The sequence below is a fragment of the Frondihabitans australicus genome (assembly GCF_003634555.1).
In the GTDB taxonomy this organism is placed as follows: Bacteria; Actinomycetota; Actinomycetes; order Actinomycetales; family Microbacteriaceae; genus Frondihabitans; species Frondihabitans australicus.
Genome location: NZ_RBKS01000001.1, coordinates 212527 through 229652, shown reverse-complemented (window position 1 = coordinate 229652; position 17126 = coordinate 212527). Strand labels below are relative to the sequence as shown.

Here is a 17126-nt window from a genome sequence, read left to right as displayed (position 1 = left end):
AAAGCGTGCCCGGTGGGCGGCAGGTCCTGATCCTGGCAGGCGACGTCATAGTCGCGATCCTTTCTCCGGCTGGAGCAGCGATTCCCTGGTGAGGGGAGGTACGCCCTGGTGAGGAGCGAGTGCAGCGAAGCCGTGGTGAGTGGCCTCGAAGGTGGTGCGTGACGCCCATCATAAACAGACTCTCAGACACGTGTCCGGCCGAACCGGGTCGTTTGTACCCCCAAAAGGAGTGGTGTCCGCAGAAGTGCCGACCGGTCTGTCTACCGGGCAATGCCCAGTCACGATTCCGCTACACTGATCTCCGGCTCCTCACGTGGCGCCATCCAGGCCAACTCCCCCAGGGCAGAAATGCAGCAAGGGTAACCGGGCTCTGGCGGGTGCGTGAGGAGTCTTTTCTTCGCTTCGCTCGAAATAAGCGCGGCCCGCCATCGCAGTGCTTGCTAGCGCGGCCGGCTTCGCCGTCCTCGCGTGGCGGGTGCGTGAGGAGTCTTTTCGTTCGCACCCAGGGCCACGGGGTTGAGTGGGGGCATGAGAATCGTCATCGCGGGCGGCCACGGCCAGATCGCCCTCCTCCTCGAGCGACAGCTCGCCGACCTCGGCCACGACCCCGTCGGCATCGTCCGCAACCCCGACCACGTGCCGGACGTCGAGGCCGCAGGAGCCCGAGCACTCGTACTCGACCTCGAGCACTGCGAAGCCTCCGACCTCGCCGGGCACCTCGACGGAGCCGACGCCGTGGTCTTCGCCGCGGGCGGAGGAGGGAACAGTGGGGCCGCCCGCAAGCTCACCATCGACCGGGATGGCGCGATCCTGCTCGCCGACGCCGCCGAGCAGGCGGGCGTGACCCGCTACGTCATGATCTCGGCGATGCACGCCGACGAGTTCGACGAGGTCCGTGCGGCGTGGCCGTCCGACGACGCCGACACGTTCCAGGTCTACCTGCGCGCGAAGGCGGAGGCCGACGCCGACCTCCGCGCCCGCGACGGTCTCGACTGGACGATCGTCCGGCCGGGAGCACTCACCGACGAAGCGCCCACTGGCCTCATCTCGGTGGGCCGCCGCCTCGAGCGCGGCAGCATCCCCCGCGCCGACGTCGCCGCGATCGTCGCGACGGCGATCGACGAGGGCACCGCGGTCCGCACGCAGTTCGAGACCGTCTCAGGCGAGGCGACGATCAGCGACGCCCTCGTGACGATCCGCTACTGACCTGCCAGAGGGCTCAGACGAGGGCGGCGGCCTGCCGGGCGATCTCGAGCTCCTCGTCGGTCGGCACGACGAGCACCGACACCGGCGCGCCCTCCTCAGAGATGAAGCGAGCCTCGCGGCTCGCGAGCTCGTTGCGGTCGTCGTCGATGTGCACGCCGAAGAACTCGAGCCCGGCGAGGGTGCGGCGCCGCAGGAGCGCGTTGTTCTCGCCGACGCCCGCCGTGAACACGATGGCGTCGAGCCCTCCGAGCTGGGCGGTGTACGCCCCGACGTAGTGCCGGATCCGGTGCCGGTAGACCGCGAGCGCCGCCTCTGCGACCTCGTCGCCTCGCGACGCGGAGTCCTGGACGTCGCGCATGTCGCCGTTGCCGGTGAGGCCCAGGAGCCCGGACCGCTTGTTCAGCATCGTCTCGAGCTCGTCGAACGACAGGCCGGCCTCGCGGTGGAGATGGAAGACGACGGCAGGGTCGACGTCGCCCGACCGCGTGCCCATCACGAGGCCCTCGAGCGGCGTGAGGCCCATCGACGTCTCGATGCTGCGGCCGCCCCGGATCGCCGTGGCCGACGCGCCGTTGCCGATGTGCAGGACGATCATCTTGAGCTCGGCGAGCGGCCTGCGCAGGAACTCGGCCGCCTTCTCGGAGACGAACTTGTGCGACGTGCCGTGGAAGCCGTAGCGCCGCACGCCGTACTCGCGGGCGAGCGCGTCGTCGATGGCGTACGTGTAGCTCTCGGGAGCGAGCGTCTGATGGAACGCGGTGTCGAAGACCGCGACCTGCGGGGCGTCTGGGAACGCCGTTTTCGCGGCGCGGATGCCGGCGAGGTTCGCCGGATTGTGGAGCGGCGCGAGAGCGGAGAGCCTGTCGATCGCGTGCTCGACCTCGGGGGTGACGATCGTGGCGCGGTCGAACTCCGAGCCGCCGTGCACCACGCGATGGCCGACCGCGATGAGCGGGTGCTCGTCGAATGACGGGCCGTGCTGCTCGAACGCCTTCAGCATCACGGCGAAGCCGGCCGTGTGATCCGGGATCGGAGTCGAGTCGTTGCTCGTCTCGTCGCCCGTGAGCGCGTTCTTGTGCTTCGTGGCGCCGACCTCCTCGCCGATCCGCTCCACCAGCCCCGACGCGAGCGTCCGTTCGCCGTCGAGGTCGATCAGCTGGTACTTGAACGACGACGAGCCGGAGTTGACGACGAGGACGGCGCTCATGACGAGGCTCCTTCGGGGGTCGGGGCGGGTGCTTCGGCGGGTGACCCCGGCTCCTGCGTCCCGGCCTGGATGGCGGTGATGGCGACGGTGTTGACGATGTCGGAGACCAGAGCACCTCGCGACAGGTCGTTGATCGGTTTGCGGAGGCCCTGCAGGATCGGGCCGATCGCCACCGCGCCCGCGCTGCGCTGCACGGCCTTGTAGGTGTTGTTGCCGGTGTTGAGGTCGGGGAAGATGAACACCGTCGCACGGCCGGCGACCTGCGAGTCGGGCATCTTCGTCGCCGCGACGGTCGGGTCGGCGGCGGCGTCGTACTGGATCGGCCCCTCGACGAGCAGGTCGGGGCGGCGCTCGCGCACGAGTGCCGTCGCCTGCCGGACCTTGTCGACGTCGGCGCCGGAGCCCGAGTCGCCGGTCGAGTAGCTGAGCATCGCGATGCGCGGCTCGATGCCGAACTGCTGCGCCGTCTGCGCGGACGAGATCGCGATGTCGGCGAGCTGCTCGGCGGTGGGATCGGGGATCACGGCGCAGTCGCCGTAGACGAGGACGCGGTCGGCGAGCGCCATGAGGAAGACGCTCGAGACGACGCTCACGTCGGGCAGGGTCTTGATGACCTCGAACGCCGGCCGGATCGTGTGCGCCGTCGTGTGCTTCGCGCCCGACACCATGCCGTCGGCGAGGCCCATCTTGACCATCATGGTTCCGAAGTACGAGACGTCGGTCACGGTGTCCATCGCCATGTCGACCGTGGTGCCCTTGTGGGCGCGCAGGGTCGCGTACTCGGCGGCGAACTGGCGCTGCAGCGCAGGGTCGTTCGGGTCGAGCACGTCGGCGTCCGCCAGGTCGAGGCCGAGCTCGGCGCCGCGGGCGCGGACCGCCGACTCGTTGCCGAGGAGCGTGAGCTTCGCGACGCCGCGCTGCAGGAGTGACGACGCGGCGCGCAGGATGCGGTCGTCGTCGCCCTCGGGCAGCACGATGTGCTTCCGGATCGAGCGGGCCCGGTCGAGCAGCTGGTACTCGAACATGAGAGGCGTGACCACCTGCGACGGCGCCACCTCAAGCAGGGCGAGCAGCGCGGCCCCGTCGACGTGGGTCTCGAACAGCGACAGTGCGAGGTCGTACTTGCGCGTCGAGTCGGCCGCGAGCCGACCTCGCGTCTCGGTGATGCGGAGGGCGGTGTCGTAGGTTCCGAGCTCGTTCCAGAGGATCGGCAGCGAGCTGTCGAGGCCGCCGAGCAGCCGCACCACCTGCGGCGCGAGGTCGAAGCCGCCGTTGAGGATGATGCCCGCCAGCGACGGGAACGTCTCCGATGCGTGCGCCAGCACGGTCGCGACGAGGACGTCCGTCCGGTCGCCGGGAACCACGACGACCGAGCCCTCGATGAGGCGCGGCAGGACGTTCTCCATCGACATCGCCGCCACGACGACGCCGACGGCCTCTCGCTCGAGCAGGGCCTCGTCGCCCCGCACCAGGCGCGCCCCGGTAGCGTCCATCACCGAGCGCAGGGTCGGAGCCACGAGCACGCGGTCCTCGGGAAGCGCCCACACGGGCACCGGCTCGGCCCCCTCGGCCGACGCCGCCACCGACTCGCGCACCCCGGCGACGATCTCGTCGAGGTGCTCGGGGTCGGCGCGGTTGGCGATCACCGCCAGCAGACTCGCGTGCTCCGACCGGAGCTCGGCCGTCGTGACATCCGCCACCTGCCGCATGTCCGCGCCCGTGCGCGCGTGCGAGCCGTCGGAGGTCCGCCCGCCCAGCACCAGCAGCACCGGAGCGCCCAGGTTCGCCGCGATCCGGGCGTTGAACGACAGCTCGGTCGGGCTGCCCACATCCGTGTAGTCCGACCCCACGATGACGACCGCGTCGCACTGACGCTCGATCGCCGCGAACCGCGCGACGATGGTGGCCAGAGCGGCATCAGGATCCGCATGCACCTCGTCGTACGTGACCCCCACGCACTGCTCGTACGGCAGATCCACCGAGTCGTGCGCCAGAAGCAGCTCGAGCACGTAGTCCGGCTCGCTCACCGACCGGGCCACCGGCCGGAACACCCCCACCCGGCCGAGCTCATGGCTCAGCGTGTCGAGCACCCCGAGGGCGATCGTCGATTTGCCGGTATGACCCTCAGCCGAGGTGATGAAGATGCGAGTCGACACGCTCAGAACTGTACGGCCACCACATGAACGATGGCTGGTTCGCCCCCCACCCCTCCCCTGGGCTAGAGTTCTCTAGGTCGTCGGCCGCCACAAGCAGCCGGCGCCACGGAGAATTCGCCTAGTGGCCTATGGCGCACGCTTGGAAAGCGTGTTGGGTGAAAGCCCTCGGGGGTTCGAATCCCCCATTCTCCGCCATGCTTTTGCCCTGTTCGGATGCTGCGCATCCTCCCAGGGGCCTGGCTCAGTGCTGGTCTGGTCCGCTGCCGCGGACGCCCGGCGAGGCTCTGCCCGGCGACACTTCCACCCGGCGCTGAAGCGCCGGGACGCTGCGCTGCCGGCCGGCGAGGGGGCGCCCGGCGACAGCCTCTCCCGGCGACGATCACTCGGCGCTGGCGCGCGGACGGTAGGCGGGGTGGACGGCGGGGTCCAGAGCGCGGGCGGCGGTGAGGCGCGCGAGAAGAGCCGCGAGGGTCGCCACGTCCTCGGGGGCGAGACCTTCGGTGAGAGCGACATCCTGGCGCTCGGCGGCACGACGGAGCGCCGAGAGGAGGGTGCGGCCCGACGGCGTGAGGTCGAGCTCCTGCACCCGCCTGTCGGTCGCGCTCCGGGCACGCGACACGTGGCCGCCACGCTCGAGACCGTCGACCAGGGCCACGACGCGGCTCTGCACGGTGCCGAGGCGCTCGGCGAGCTCTCGCTGGCTGAGGCCGGGCGACCTGCCGATGATCCGCACCACGCCCGCCTCGGCCGGCGTCACCCCCAGTGCCGCTGTCTCGGCGGCGAAGATCCCGGCCGCCAGCGCACCGAGCTGCGAGAGCGCGAAGCCGATCCGCGCCGGGCGGTTTCCTTCAGGCATGCGCCCACTTTAGGTCATTGACAGAACGATTCACAAGGTGAATGATTCAGCGCATGACCGAGAACCAGCCACCTCGCAGTGCGCGACGCCGACCCGACGGCCCTCCCGCCGGTGTGCTCGCGATCGTCGGCCTCGCCTTCACCGTCGCGGCCGCCGCCACGTTCACGGCGTCCGACACACTCACCGGCTTCTTCACGTTCGCAGCCTCGGTGCCCCTCGGCATCTACGCCGCAACCGTCTACGCCCGGCTCCTGCGCCTCGGAATCCGGGTTCCCGGCCCGAACATCGCCCTCGTGGGCGGCATCTCGGCGTCGGTGCTGCTCGCCGTCTCGGGTCTGGTCACCTGGGCGATCGGCCGCTCCGGTGCGCCCTCGCTCCGTGCGGGTCACGCGGTCACCACCGGCACGATCACCCTGGTGCGCGACGTGGCCTTCGCGCTCGGCGGCGTCGGCTTCGTCGGCGGGCTGGGGCTTCTGGTCGCAGGAGCAGCGGTCCCGTCGTTCATCCTCCACCTCGTGCCGCGCCCTCTCGCCGCCGCGGGCCTCGTGATCGCCGCCGTCGCCGAGGTCTCCTTCCTCGCTCTGCTGTGGCCGGGATTCGACGCTCTCCTGCCGATCGGCCGCTTCGCCGGGCTCGCCTGGCTCATCGCCCTCGGCTTCCTCCTCCCTCGTGATCGCAGAGAGGTGAGGCGCGCGACGCGGACGTAAAATGACCGGATGCCGGCCGTCGAACCCACGAGCGCCCGCGTCGACGCGTGGCTGTGGGCCGTGCGCATCTACAAGACGCGGTCGGCGGCCACCGCGGCCTGCCGCGCCGGGCACGTCCGCGTCAACGGCGAGCGCGTGAAGGCCGCGCAGCCGGTGCGGCCGGGCGACGAGATCCGCACGCGCATCGAGGGATGGGAGCGCATCGTCACGGTCCGCAGGATCCTGGTGAAGCGAGTCGGCGCCCCCGTCGCCGCCACCGCACTGATCGACGCCAGCCCGCCCCCGCCGAAGCGCGAGGAGCTCCTCTACATCCCGCTCCGCGACCGCGGCGCAGGGCGCCCGACGAAGCGCGACCGGCGCGAGATGGACCGCTTCCGCGACACGATGTTCGGCGCCGCGGACGACGACTGAGATCGTCCCGACAGAACATACCGGCTGGTCGGATACCACCCGAACTGGGCGGTCCGCCGTGACGGTGGTCTGCCCTACGGTGGTACCAGCCAGGGCGTCTCCCCAGGGGTGGAGGAGGCGCAGGCTCCGATTCCATGGGGGAAGCATGACCATCACCCGCGGGCCCGACCGAACCGGGTTCACGATCTACACGACACCGCTCCAGTCTCTGGGGCGCACAGCGCTGGTCTCGGGGGCGAGCAGCCTGCTGCCGGTGTTCGCCGCTCTGCTGTGGCTCACCGTCGAGAGCGAGGCGCTGCCCGCCGTGCTCAGCACCGAGGCCGCCGTGACGGGCGCGTTCTTCGTGGTGTTCCTGCGCTACAAGCTCGTCTTCGCGGCGGTCACGCCGACGCACCTGGTGAAGCGGCGCATGCTGCTGCCGTCGGTGTCGATCGAGCGGTCGGAGATCGACCACGTCGTCCTCAACCGCGTCTACCGCGGATCGTCGAACGACTCGCTGACCCAGATGCTCGTGCTCGACGCCGAGGGTCGCCGGCTCTACGGCATGAACGGGCTGTTCTGGTCGAAGGCCGACATCGTCCGCGTCGCCGAGGCGCTCGAGGTGCAGGTCGTCGTCGACGACCTCCCGCTCTCGCGCGGCGACTACTACGAGATGTTCCCGATGGCGCGCGGCTGGTACGCGACCCGGGTGTTCCGGCTCGTCATGATCGGCGCAGGCGCCATCGCCGTGGGCCTGCTCGTCATGGGAGTCCAGCACCTCGTCGAGAGGTAGCACCCGCGTGTAGCACCTCGTCGAGAGGTGACGCGCGCGGCTAGCGTCGACGCAGCGTGCCGAAGATCCCCTTGACCACCTCGGTCATGATCTTCTGGCTCGCGCTCGAGCCGAGCAGGTCGCCCATGAGCGAGTCGCCTGCCGACGACCGCGAGCGCGACGACGTCGAGCGAGACCGGGTGGTGGTCGAGCGCGAGGCCGCGGTGCGCCGCGCCTTCTCGGCCTTCTCGAACTCGCGCTGCTGCCGCTCGTACTCCTTCTGCGCGGCGGCCCGGGCCCTCTCCGCGTCGGCCTGGGCCTTTGCGTCAGCCTTCGCCGCGGCGGCCGCGGCCTTCTCCGCCTCCGCCTGCGCCTTGGCCTGCTCGGTCGCGGCGACGCGGGCCGCCTCCGCTGCCGAGGCGGACTCGAGCTTGGCGGTCAGGATTTCGCGCGCCGACTCCCGGTCGATCGCCGTGCCGTACGTCGCGAGCAGCGGCGACGCCGCGACGGCCGCCTCCATCGCCGGAGTCGGGGTGGGCGACATCGATCCCTGCGGTGCGCGAAGCCTGGTCCACGCCACGGGCGACGGCGCGCCCTTCTCGTTCATGACGGTGACGATCGCCTCGCCGGTCGCCAGCGACTGCAGCACCTCGCCGAGGTCGTAGCCGCTCTTCGGGTAGGTCGAGACCGTCGCCTTGAGCGCCTTGGCGTCGTCGGGGGTGAACGCCCGCAGCTGGTGCTGGATCCTGGAGCCGAGCTGCGCCAGCACGTCGCTCGGCACGTCCTTCGGGGTCTGCGTCACGAACACGATGCCGACGCCCTTCGAGCGGATCAGCCGCACGGTCTGGGTGATCTGCGCGACGAAGTCCTTCGAGGCTCCGGTGAACAGGAGGTGCGCCTCGTCGAAGAAGAACACGAGCCTGGGCTTGTCGAGATCACCCACCTCGGGCAGGTCGTTGTAGAGGTCGGCGAGCATCCACATGAGGAAGGTCGAGAACAGCGCCGGCTGCGTCGCCACCCCGGGCAGCTCCAGCAGGCTCACGACGCCGCGCCCGTCGGGGGCGATCCGCAGGAACTCGGCGGTGTCCATCTCCGGCTCGCCGAAGAACTGGTCGGCGCCCTGGTCGGCGAAGGTGATCAGCTCGCGCAGGATCACGCCCGCCGTCTGCGAGCTGAGGCCTCCGAGCGATGCCAGCTCGCCCTTCCCCTCGTCGCTGGTGAGGTAGGTGAGCACGGCGCGGAGGTCGCTCAGGTCGAGCAGCGCGAGCCCGGCCTGCTCCGCGTAGTGGAAGACGAGGCCGAGACTCGACTCCTGCGTGTCGTTGAGCCCGAGCACCTTCGCCAGCAGCAGCGGCCCGAAGCCGGCCACCGTCGCCCGCACGGGAATGCCCGTGCCCTTACCGCCCAGCGCGTAGTACTCGGTCGGAGCCGCCCGCGGAGTCCACTGCTGGCCGAGGCCCTCCGTGCGCTCGAGCAGCTTCGGGTTCGACTCCCCCGGCGTCGCGATGCCCGACAGGTCGCCTTTCATGTCGGCGGCGAACACCGCCACGCCGGCGGCCGACAGCTGCTCGGCGAGCACCTGCAGGGTCTTGGTCTTGCCCGTGCCGGTGGCGCCGGCGACGAGGCCGTGGCGGTTCATCATCGCCAGCGGGATCCGCACGGGCACGTCCGCCCGCGCGTCGCCGTTGACGAGGGCGCCGACCTCGATGGCGGGCCCGTCGAACGCGTACCCGGCGCGGATCGCGTCGACGGCGGGCGCGGCGAGGGGGCCGGCGGCCGAGGCCTCCGGCGCAGCGGGCGGTGGTGCCGGGGTGTCGGCCGAGGGCGCAGGAGCCGCCGCAGACTCGACCGGGGCGGGTGTGCCGGCGGGCTCCTGCGCCCCCGGGGCCGCGCCCTCGTCTGCCGGGGCCGGCGCTTGGGCCGCCACCGCAGCCGCCGCGCTCGTGCCCGCCGCCGCCTGCTGCGCCGCCGCAGCAGCGTCGGCCGCGAGCTGCTGCACTCTGGCCAGCGCGGCGTCCGCCTCGGCCTTCGCCTTCTCGGCGGCCGCGACAGCCGCCTCCAGTGCCGCCTGCGCGTTCTGAACGTCGCTCATGTCGCCACTCTAGAAGTCAGCCCGCGCCCACGCACCCCCTGGAGCGGCCGAAACGCCGCGCAGGCGTCAGTGGCCGAGCTCGGGCACCGTCCGCGGACGCACCAGAATCCACAGGCTCAGGATCGCGATCGCCGTCGTGCACACCATCACCGCACCCATCGGCGCCGCCGTCGACACCCCGATGAAGCCGACGACGGGCGAGATCAGGCCGGCCAGACCGAAGTTGAGCGCCCCGAGGAGCGACGCCGCCGTGCCGGCCTCCTTGCCGTGGTTCGCGAGCGCGAGAACCTGCACCTGCGGGAACGAGAAGCCGCACGAGGCGATGAAGATCCACAGCGGCACGAGCACTCCGGCGAGGCCGAAGAGGTGCGCCGAGTCGAGCGCGACGATGGTCGCGGCCGCGAGGATCATCACCGAGGTCGAGCAGGCGAGGATCCACTGCGGCCCGTACCGCTGCGCCAGCCTCGACGAGACCTGCACGCCGACCACCACGCCCAGCGAGTTGATGGCGAACAGCACGCCGAACTGCTGCGCGGTCAGCCCGTAGACCTGCTGGAACAGGAACGACGACGTCGCCAGATACGCGAACAACCCCGAGAACACCATCGCCCCGACGATGGCGACGCCGACGAACACCCGGTCTCGGAAGAGCACGCGGTAGCGCTGCCGCAGCGTCGTGTGGCCGGCCTCGTGGCGGCGCTCCGGCGGGAGGGTCTCGACGATGAAGAAGACGGCGGCGAGCACGACGAGCACGCCGTAGGCCATGAGGAAGACGAAGATGCCCCGCCACGACGTGAAGCGCAGGATCTGAGACCCGATCACCGGCGCGAGAATCGGCGCCAGCCCGTTCACCATGGCCAGGCGCGACAGCATCTTCACCAGCGGCCGCCCGCCGAACAGGTCGCGCACGAGCGCCATCGCGACGACGCCGCCGGCCGCCGCGCCCATGCCCTGAAGCACCCGGAACAGGCCCAGCACCTCGACGCTCGGCGCCGTCGCCGCGCCGAGGCTCGCGCAGACGTGCACGGCGCTCGCCACGATGAGCGGGGTGCGGCGGCCGACCTTGTCGCTCCACGGCCCGACGAGCAGCTGCCCGAGGGCGAAGCCGATGGTCGTCGCCGTGAGGGTGAGCTGGATCACGCCCGTGCTCACCTGGAAGTCCGCCTCGAGCGACGGGAACGACGGAAGGTAGAGGTCGATGGTCGCGGGGCCGAGAGCGGTGAGAGCGCCGAGGACGACGACGTAGACGAGTCGCTGGCGCGCGGTCAGGGAGTCGCCCGGATGAACGACGATGGTCACGGTGGTCCTTCAGGATCGAGAGTGAGCGCTCACACGCCAGGGCGCACGTCAGTGATCGTGACGATGCGGAGGAAAGGGACGACAAGTCGACGACTGTCGTTCGTTCAATGCTAGTGGTGCGCCCTTCGACCGCGCGAGCAAAACAGGCCCCGACCTGGCATAATCGGCGACTGCTCGTGCACAGCCCCGAGGGCTAGGCTTCGGGCACCGAACGAACATGGGGAGGACCGACGATGGTCGACGCACGAATCGTCCAGACGACGAAGGCGCTTCACGCGGCGATCGTCGAACTGGCCTCGGCGACACCGGTGTCGTCGATCACCGTCGCCGACGTCACTCGGGCCGCGGGCATCAACCGGGCCACCTTCTACAGCCACGCCACATCGCCGGGGGCTCTGCTCGTCGACGTGCTGACGCCCGAGCTCGATCAGATCCGTGCCGACGACCTCGCCCTCCGCGAGCAGGGCGGCCTCGACGAGGCCGCCATCACGCGAAAGGGCATGGAGCGCGTGGTCGACCACGTGGTCAAGTACCGCGACATCTACCGCCTCGCACTGCCCGACGCTCTCGATGCGTCGACGCACCGCGTCCTGGCGCACCACTTCGAGGTGTCGTCTCTCGGCCACCTCGAGCGTTCGCGCGCGTCGGCGAAGCGCCCCGGCGAACTGTCCGAGCCGTTGGCCGCGGGGTTCGTGGCGCACGGCCTCGTCGGCGTCATCGAGAACTGGCTGACGGGCAAGCGGGCGAGCCGCAAGGCGCTGGTCGACAACATCATGCTGATGTTCCCGACGTGGTGGGACTAGGCGCCGTCACCGATCAGCCGAGGGGCTCTTCGCGAGCTCCTGCAGTGAATCGCCGGCGAGAGCCGAGCGCACTTTCGCCAGGGCGCCGGGGTCGAGCCTGATGATCGACTGCCCGTCGGCCGACGTGCCGGTGCCCGCCGTCGGCATCGTGAAGAACGCGATGGCGCTGCCGTCGATGCCGCGGAGGCTGTAGGCCAGCGACGCCGCCTCGCCGGTGGTGAATCCGCTGTCGACGGTGAGGTACTTCGAGGTCTCGCTGACGAAGCCGAGGAGCTGACGCGGGTCGCCGAGCACGTCGCGGCTGACGGCGCGATCGAGGATCCCCTTCAGCAGCGCCTGCTGGTTCTGCACCCGCTGATAGTCGGCGGTGGCGAAGGCGTGGCGCTCTCGCACGTAGCGGAGAGCGAGCGGCCCCTCGAGTTCGATCGGGCCCGCAGCGAAGAAGTGCCCGCCCGACGTGAACGGCATCGCGTTGTCGACCCAGACACCGCCGAGCGCGGTCGTGATGCCCTCGACCCCGGCGAAGTCGATGATGGCGACGTGGTCGATGCGGACGCCGAGCAGGTTCTCGACGGTCCGGACGGTCAGCGGCACGCCGCCCCAGGCGAGCGCCGCGTTGATCTTCGCCTGCCCGTGGCCCGGGACGTCGACCCAGGTGTCGCGCATGATCGACATGATCTGCACGCCCGAGCGGTCGGCCGGGATGTGCGCAAGCATCATCACGTCGGAGCGTTGCCCGCCGGCGCCGTCGAGGTCGTGCTGGTCGCTCGCCTGCCGAGAGTCCGAGCCGAGCAGCAGGATGTTCTTCGCCCCCTTCGACGGCGCCGGCCGCTGCGCCTCGTCGGGGAAGACCTGGCTTGCGGGGAGGGTTGTGACGTTCTTCGTGACCTCGGACCGCAGGAGCAGCGCCCCCGCTCCCACGGCCGAGGCCAGCAGCGCCACGACCACCGCCGCCGCGATGAGCCCCCGCCGCACGGCGCGGCGTCGCCGGCGCCCGCGCCTCGTCGTCGCGCGCGTCGGAGCGCTGTCTGCGTGCGGCATCGTGGCGTCCCTCTCGTCGGCTGCATGAATGCAACATTCTACATGCATTCCTCTTGCTGCGGGAGATAGTCTTGCCGAGATGAGCGACGACGACGAGGCCGATCCGCCGGCCGACGACCGCATCAGGGTGAGCTTCGAGATCACGAGCGAAGTTCTGTCGGCGGCAGACATCACGTCGATCCTCGGCACCGACCCCGATCGCTCCTGGAGCATCGGCGAGCCTTGGCCGTGGCCTCCGGACTACAACCCGCCCCCGGAACTCGGGGCGACCTCCGACCGCGTGCGGCGGTTCAGCCGATGGTCGGTGTTCTCCACGCTGTCGAGCCGGGACCTCGAGTGGGATCACCTCGACGACCTCTACACCCGCCACGCCCCGGCGCTCGAGAACGTCGCGCGACTGCCCGCCGAGCCCTACCGGGCGCTATCGATCGTGCGCTACTTCGACGGGCGAGCGTTCCAGAGCCACGGCGGCGGCGTCTCGGCCGAGTGGGTAGCGCTGCTCGGCCGGATCGGCGCCGAGATCGACCTCGACCAGTACGTGCTGCAGGACGGGCCCGACGACGACTGGCCATGGCCGAGCGAGCGCGCGCGGCGGCCGCGCGCATAGAACGACGCTCGGCGCGGCGCGGCCGACGCGGCGCAGCGGCGGCCTACTGCACGCGGTCGAGGGCCTGCACGACGTCGGCGACGAGGTCGTCGACCGACTCGATGCCGACGGAGAGCCGTACGATGTTGTCGGGCACCTCGAGCTCGGTGCCGATGACCGACGCGTGGGTCATCGCGGTCGGGTAGCCGATCAGCGACTCGACGCCGCCGAGCGACTCCGCGAGCTGGAAGATCTCCGTCGCCTCGGCGAACTGCCGCGCCGCCGCCGCTCCCCCGGCGAGCCCCACCGAGAGCATTCCGCCGAAGCGCTTCATCTGACGGGCGGCCAGCTCGTGGCCTGGGTGCGACGACAGGCCCGGGTAGAACACCTGCGCCGCCGCCGGGTGGCCGACGACGGCCTCGGCGACCGCCTGCGCGTTCTCGGAGTGCCGGTCGACGCGCACGCCGAGGGTCTTGATGCCGCGGACCGTGAGCCAGGCCTCCATGGGAGCGGACACCGCGCCGACGCCGAATTGGATGAAGCCGACCTTCTCGGCCAGCTCGGCATCCTGCAGCACCAGAGCCCCGCCGAGGGTGTCGGAGTGACCGCCGAGGTACTTCGTGGTCGAGTGCACCACGACGTCGGCGCCGAGCGCGAGCGGCTGCTGGATGTACGGCGACGCGAACGTGTTGTCGACGACGACGAGCGCGCCCGCGTCGTGCCCGATCGACGCGAGGGCCGCGATGTCGGAGATCTTCATGAGCGGGTTCGACGGCGTCTCGACCCAGAGCACGGTGGTCGGCGCGGCCGCGACGACGGCGCGGACGGCGTCGAGGTCGCTCATGTCGACGGTGACGAGGTCCACGCCCCACGGACGCCACACCCGGTTCACAAGGCGGTGGGTGCCGCCGTAGACGTCGTTGCCCATGACGACGCGCGAACCGGGCGAGAGGACGGCGCGCAGGAGCGAGTCCTCGGCAGCCAGCCCCGACGCGAAGCTGAACGCGTGTGATCCGCCCTCGAGGGAGGCGAGCACCGTCTGCAGCGAGTCGCGGGTCGGGTTCGCCGACCGGCCGTACTCGTACCCGGAGCGGAAGCCGCCGATGCCGTCCTGCACGAACGTCGAGGTCTGGTAGATCGGCGGGACGACGGCGCCCGTGGTCGGGTCGAACGCCTGACCGTCGTGGATGGCGCGGGTCTCGAAGGAGGAGGTCACGGAAGAGTCCTAGAGGGGTGTGAGGCGGACAGGCTGTCCTATTCGGACAAGAAGGCGAGGAGGTCGTGCCGCGTGATGACGGCGGCGGGCTTGCCGTCGCTCGTCACGAGCAGCGCGTCGCTCTGCTCGAGGGCGCGGCGGGCGGCGGTGATCGGCTCGTTCAAGCCGATGAGCGCGAGGGGCGCGCCGGTGAAGCGCTCGATCGGATCGGTCATCTGCGCCTCTCCCGAGAAGACCTGCTCGAGCAGCGCCTTCTCCTCCACCGCGCCGACGACCTCGCCGATGACGACGGGCGGCTCGGCCGAGAGGACCGGCATCTGCGAGACGCCGTACTTCGCCATGATCTGCACGACGTCGCGGACGGTGTCGGACGGGTGCGCGTGCACGAGGTCGGGCAGCTCGCCGGACTTCGACGCGATGAGGTCGCCGACGGTGCGCTCGTCGGACTCCTGGCTGAACCCGTAGGAGCGCATCCACTTCTCGTTGAAGATCTTGCCGAGGTAGCCGCGGCCCGAGTCGGGCAGGAGCACGACGACGACGTCGTCGGGGCCGAGCTCGCGCGCCACGTCGAGCGCGGCGGCGACGGCCATGCCGCTCGAGCCGCCGACCAGCAGGCCTTCTTCGCGGGCGAGGCGGCGCGTGATGTCGAACGAGCGGGCGTCCGACACGGCGATGATCCGGTCGACGACCGAGCCGTCGTAGGCTCCCGGCCAGAAGTCCTCGCCCACGCCCTCGACGAGGTAGGGGCGACCGGTGCCGCCCGAGTAGACGCTGCCCTCGGGGTCGGCGCCGACGATGGTCACGGCTCCGTTCGACGCCTCCTTGAGGAAGCGGCCGGTGCCCGAGATGGTGCCCCCGGTGCCGACGCCCGCGACGAAGTGCGTGATCTTCTGATCGGTGTCGCGCCAGATCTCCGGGCCGGTGGTCTCGTAGTGACTGAGCGGACCGTTGGGGTTCTCGTACTGGTTCGGCTTGAAGGCGCCGGGAATCTCGGCCACGAGTCGGTCGGAGACGCTGTAGTACGACTCGGGGCTGTCGGGCGCGACGGCGGTCGGGGTGACGACGATCTCGGCGCCGTAGGCCGTCAGGACGTTCCGCTTGTCCTCGCCGACCTTGTCGGGCAGGACGAACACGCACCGGTAGCCGCGCTGCTGGGCGACGAGCGCGAGCCCGACGCCGGTGTTGCCGCTCGTCGGCTCGACGATCGTGCCGCCGGGCTTCAGGAGACCGTCGCGCTCGGCCGCGTCGATGATGCGCGTCGCGATGCGGTCTTTCGACGAGCCGCCGGGGTTGAGGTACTCGACCTTCGCCAGGACGGTCGCCGAGATCCCCTCGGTGACACTGTTGAGTTGCACGAGCGGAGTGTTGCCGACGAGGTCGATGACGGTCTTGGCGAACTTCACCCTGCGAGTCTAACGAGCGCCCCTGGAGTGTGACGGGGCGAGACGTGTGGTGCCGAGCTCGGACGGCGTCGCCGCGGCGAGCGCGTCCCGGGCGATGCGGTGCCGCCGCTCGATCACCTCGCCGAGCTCGCGCGCGAGGCGGGGCCTCGTCCGCACGAGCGCGTCGAGCACGTCGACCGGCATGCGCAGCACGGCGAGCTCCGTGGCGGCGACGACCGACATCGACAGGGGCTCCCGGGTCAGGGCCGTCTGCCCGATGTAGTCGCCGGCCTCGATGCGGCCCGCGGGCAGGAGTCCGCCGTCGGCGAGCGGCACCCCGAGAGTGGCGACGCCTCGCAGGATGAACTGCACCGAGGTGGGGATCACGCCGCCCTGCGCCGCGGTCTCGCCGGCGGCGTAGCGCTCGAGGTGCACGACGGGCAGGAGCGCAGTCGAGTCGTCTCCGGTCAGGTGCAAGAGCGGCGAGATCTGGCGGAGGGCCTCCTGGGTGCGCTCGGGTGTCACGAAGGCGTCGGTGGTGTCGCCGTCGAGGCCGAGACCGGCTCGCCGGGCGGCGTACCAGATCCTGCTGCGGAACATCGCGAACGCCTCGCCTTCGACACCGGGGCCGCGGACCTCGAACGAGAGCTCGTAGTCCGAGCCGCCGAGCGGCACCGCCACCGGGGTCGTCTTCGGGTAGAGCGACGGCAGCCCGGAGGCGACGCCGACGAGCAGCGCCACCACCTCGGCCGGCGGGTCGTCGGTGGTGAAGGTGACCTTCGTCGACACCGTGAAGGCGCGGCCGCCGAGGCTGAGGTTGGTGAACGACGAGCCGGCGAGCGACGCGTTGGGGATGATCTGGATTCCGTTGCCGGTGTCGATGTGCACGGCGCGCCAGTTGACCTCGACGACCCGGCCGCGCGTGCCTCCGGCGTCGAGGTAGTCGCCGAGCCGGAACGGCTGCTCGAACAGTAGCAGCAGGCCCGACACGACGCTGCCGATCGCTCCCTGCAGCGCGAGGCCGAGGACGATCGACGTGACTCCGAGGGCCGTGAAGAGCCCGGCGACGTCGGTGCCCCAGACCAGCTTGAACAGGATCGCGAGACCGATCGCGATGAGGATGATCCTCGCGATGTCGAGGAAGATCGAGGGCAGTCGCTCGCGCCACGAGCCCTCCTTCGCGTTCCTGAACAGCACCAGGTTGAACGTGTTGAGGATGAACAGCAGGGCGAGGAACCCGAACAGCGTCGTGACGAGCTTCGACCAGGTGAAGTCGGTCGAGCCGACCGCCTTGGTGATCTCGGCGAGCAGCACCGCGACCGCGGCCGTCGGCACGACGAAGTTGCGGGCGAGGCGCACCAGCGACGCGATGCCGTTTCCGCGCCGCTCGAGGCTCGACGCCAGCTCGGTGAG

15 protein-coding genes, 1 tRNA gene and 1 other RNA gene are annotated in these 17126 nt (G+C 70.8%); 8 read left to right on the top strand and 9 right to left on the bottom strand.

The genetic code is table 11. The annotated features are described in order from the left end of the window. Positions 1–300 precede the first annotated feature (300 nt). Both ffs and C8E83_RS01105 read left to right on the top strand, forming a co-directional pair. Positions 301–397, top strand: an RNA gene (gene ffs / locus C8E83_RS01110) — signal recognition particle sRNA small type. A gap of 131 nt (positions 398–528) precedes the next feature. After that, complete coding sequence (locus tag C8E83_RS01105; RefSeq protein WP_121368039.1) at positions 529–1206, top strand: SDR family oxidoreductase; 678 nt, start codon at positions 529–531, stop codon at positions 1204–1206. A gap of 13 nt (positions 1207–1219) precedes the next feature. On the opposite strand, the gene C8E83_RS01100 is transcribed toward C8E83_RS01105, so the two are convergent. Both C8E83_RS01100 and pta read right to left on the bottom strand, forming a co-directional pair. Then, entirely contained in the window at positions 1220–2413 is a 1194-nt protein-coding gene (locus C8E83_RS01100) for an acetate/propionate family kinase (protein WP_121368038.1), read from the bottom strand. Continuing rightward, positions 2410–4569, bottom strand: a complete 2160-nt coding sequence (gene pta / locus C8E83_RS01095) for a phosphate acetyltransferase (protein ID WP_121368037.1) — start codon at positions 4567–4569, stop codon at positions 2410–2412. The genes C8E83_RS01100 and pta overlap by 4 nt, the downstream gene beginning before the upstream one ends. Before the next feature lie 107 nt (positions 4570–4676). Between pta and C8E83_RS01090 the strand changes: the two genes are divergently transcribed. Continuing rightward, positions 4677–4764 (top strand) — tRNA-Ser (locus C8E83_RS01090). A gap of 184 nt (positions 4765–4948) precedes the next feature. On the opposite strand, the gene C8E83_RS01085 is transcribed toward C8E83_RS01090, so the two are convergent. Further along, a complete protein-coding gene (locus C8E83_RS01085; protein WP_121368036.1) occupies positions 4949–5425 on the bottom strand; it encodes a MarR family winged helix-turn-helix transcriptional regulator in 477 nt (158 codons plus the stop codon). Between the two features lie 53 nt (positions 5426–5478). Between C8E83_RS01085 and C8E83_RS01080 the strand changes: the two genes are divergently transcribed. The 3 genes from C8E83_RS01080 to C8E83_RS01070 all read left to right on the top strand — a co-directional run bounded on the left by C8E83_RS01080 (position 5479) and on the right by C8E83_RS01070 (position 7315). Then, positions 5479–6132 (top strand): hypothetical protein, encoded by a 654-nt coding sequence (locus C8E83_RS01080; RefSeq protein ID WP_211331640.1) that lies wholly within the window; start codon positions 5479–5481, stop codon positions 6130–6132. Between the two features lie 9 nt (positions 6133–6141). Beyond that, positions 6142–6543 (top strand): RNA-binding S4 domain-containing protein, encoded by a 402-nt coding sequence (locus tag C8E83_RS01075; protein ID WP_121368035.1) that lies wholly within the window; start codon positions 6142–6144, stop codon positions 6541–6543. Positions 6544–6688: 145 nt separating this feature from the next. Beyond that, positions 6689–7315, top strand: coding sequence for a hypothetical protein (locus C8E83_RS01070; RefSeq protein WP_121368034.1), 627 nt, complete (start codon positions 6689–6691; stop codon positions 7313–7315). A gap of 40 nt (positions 7316–7355) precedes the next feature. Here C8E83_RS01070 and C8E83_RS01065 read toward each other — a convergent pair whose 3' ends face one another. Next, a complete protein-coding gene (locus C8E83_RS01065) occupies positions 7356–9386 on the bottom strand; it encodes a helicase HerA-like domain-containing protein (RefSeq protein WP_121368033.1) in 2031 nt (676 codons plus the stop codon). A gap of 66 nt (positions 9387–9452) precedes the next feature. Next, positions 9453–10685, bottom strand: a complete 1233-nt coding sequence (locus C8E83_RS01060) for a multidrug effflux MFS transporter (RefSeq protein ID WP_121368032.1) — start codon at positions 10683–10685, stop codon at positions 9453–9455. Between the two features lie 233 nt (positions 10686–10918). Here C8E83_RS01060 and C8E83_RS01055 point away from each other — a divergent pair, with 233 nt between their 5' ends. Continuing rightward, positions 10919–11488, top strand: coding sequence for a TetR/AcrR family transcriptional regulator (locus C8E83_RS01055; RefSeq protein ID WP_121368031.1), 570 nt, complete (start codon positions 10919–10921; stop codon positions 11486–11488). Positions 11489–11494: 6 nt separating this feature from the next. Here C8E83_RS01055 and C8E83_RS01050 read toward each other — a convergent pair whose 3' ends face one another. Next, positions 11495–12529 (bottom strand): LCP family protein, encoded by a 1035-nt coding sequence (locus tag C8E83_RS01050; protein WP_170159807.1) that lies wholly within the window; start codon positions 12527–12529, stop codon positions 11495–11497. Between the two features lie 79 nt (positions 12530–12608). Between C8E83_RS01050 and C8E83_RS01045 the strand changes: the two genes are divergently transcribed. Continuing rightward, positions 12609–13136, top strand: a complete 528-nt coding sequence (locus C8E83_RS01045) for a DUF4279 domain-containing protein (RefSeq protein ID WP_170159806.1) — start codon at positions 12609–12611, stop codon at positions 13134–13136. A 43-nt stretch (positions 13137–13179) separates the two neighbouring features. Here the strand turns inward: C8E83_RS01045 and C8E83_RS01040 are convergent, their stop codons facing one another. From C8E83_RS01040 to C8E83_RS01030, 3 genes are read right to left on the bottom strand one after another with little or no spacing between them, the layout of a single operon-like run. Continuing rightward, on the bottom strand, positions 13180–14331 hold the full coding sequence (locus C8E83_RS01040; RefSeq protein ID WP_121368028.1) for a cystathionine gamma-synthase: 1152 nt from the start codon (positions 14329–14331) through the stop codon (positions 13180–13182). A 38-nt stretch (positions 14332–14369) separates the two neighbouring features. After that, positions 14370–15734, bottom strand: a complete 1365-nt coding sequence (locus tag C8E83_RS01035; RefSeq protein ID WP_121368027.1) for a cystathionine beta-synthase — start codon at positions 15732–15734, stop codon at positions 14370–14372. A 9-nt stretch (positions 15735–15743) separates the two neighbouring features. Next, a complete protein-coding gene (locus tag C8E83_RS01030) occupies positions 15744–16910 on the bottom strand; it encodes a mechanosensitive ion channel domain-containing protein (RefSeq protein WP_425454773.1) in 1167 nt (388 codons plus the stop codon). Positions 16911–17126: the final 216 nt, after the last annotated feature.

What these genes read in the sequence shown, in the direction of transcription:
- C8E83_RS01065 (WP_121368033.1), bottom strand. Translation starts at nt 9,386, where the DNA reads ATGAGCGACGTTCAGAACGCGCAGGCGGCACTGGAGGCGGCTGTCGCG.
- C8E83_RS01045 (WP_170159806.1), top strand. Translation starts at nt 12,609, where the DNA reads ATGAGCGACGACGACGAGGCCGATCCGCCGGCCGACGACCGCATCAGG.
- C8E83_RS01105 (WP_121368039.1), top strand. Translation starts at nt 529, where the DNA reads ATGAGAATCGTCATCGCGGGCGGCCACGGCCAGATCGCCCTCCTCCTC.
- C8E83_RS01055 (WP_121368031.1), top strand. Translation starts at nt 10,919, where the DNA reads ATGGTCGACGCACGAATCGTCCAGACGACGAAGGCGCTTCACGCGGCG.
- C8E83_RS01075 (WP_121368035.1), top strand. Translation starts at nt 6,142, where the DNA reads ATGCCGGCCGTCGAACCCACGAGCGCCCGCGTCGACGCGTGGCTGTGG.
- C8E83_RS01085 (WP_121368036.1), bottom strand. Translation starts at nt 5,425, where the DNA reads ATGCCTGAAGGAAACCGCCCGGCGCGGATCGGCTTCGCGCTCTCGCAG.
- C8E83_RS01100 (WP_121368038.1), bottom strand. Translation starts at nt 2,413, where the DNA reads ATGAGCGCCGTCCTCGTCGTCAACTCCGGCTCGTCGTCGTTCAAGTAC.
- C8E83_RS01070 (WP_121368034.1), top strand. Translation starts at nt 6,689, where the DNA reads ATGACCATCACCCGCGGGCCCGACCGAACCGGGTTCACGATCTACACG.
- C8E83_RS01050 (WP_170159807.1), bottom strand. Translation starts at nt 12,529, where the DNA reads ATGCCGCACGCAGACAGCGCTCCGACGCGCGCGACGACGAGGCGCGGG.
- C8E83_RS01080 (WP_211331640.1), top strand. Translation starts at nt 5,479, where the DNA reads ATGACCGAGAACCAGCCACCTCGCAGTGCGCGACGCCGACCCGACGGC.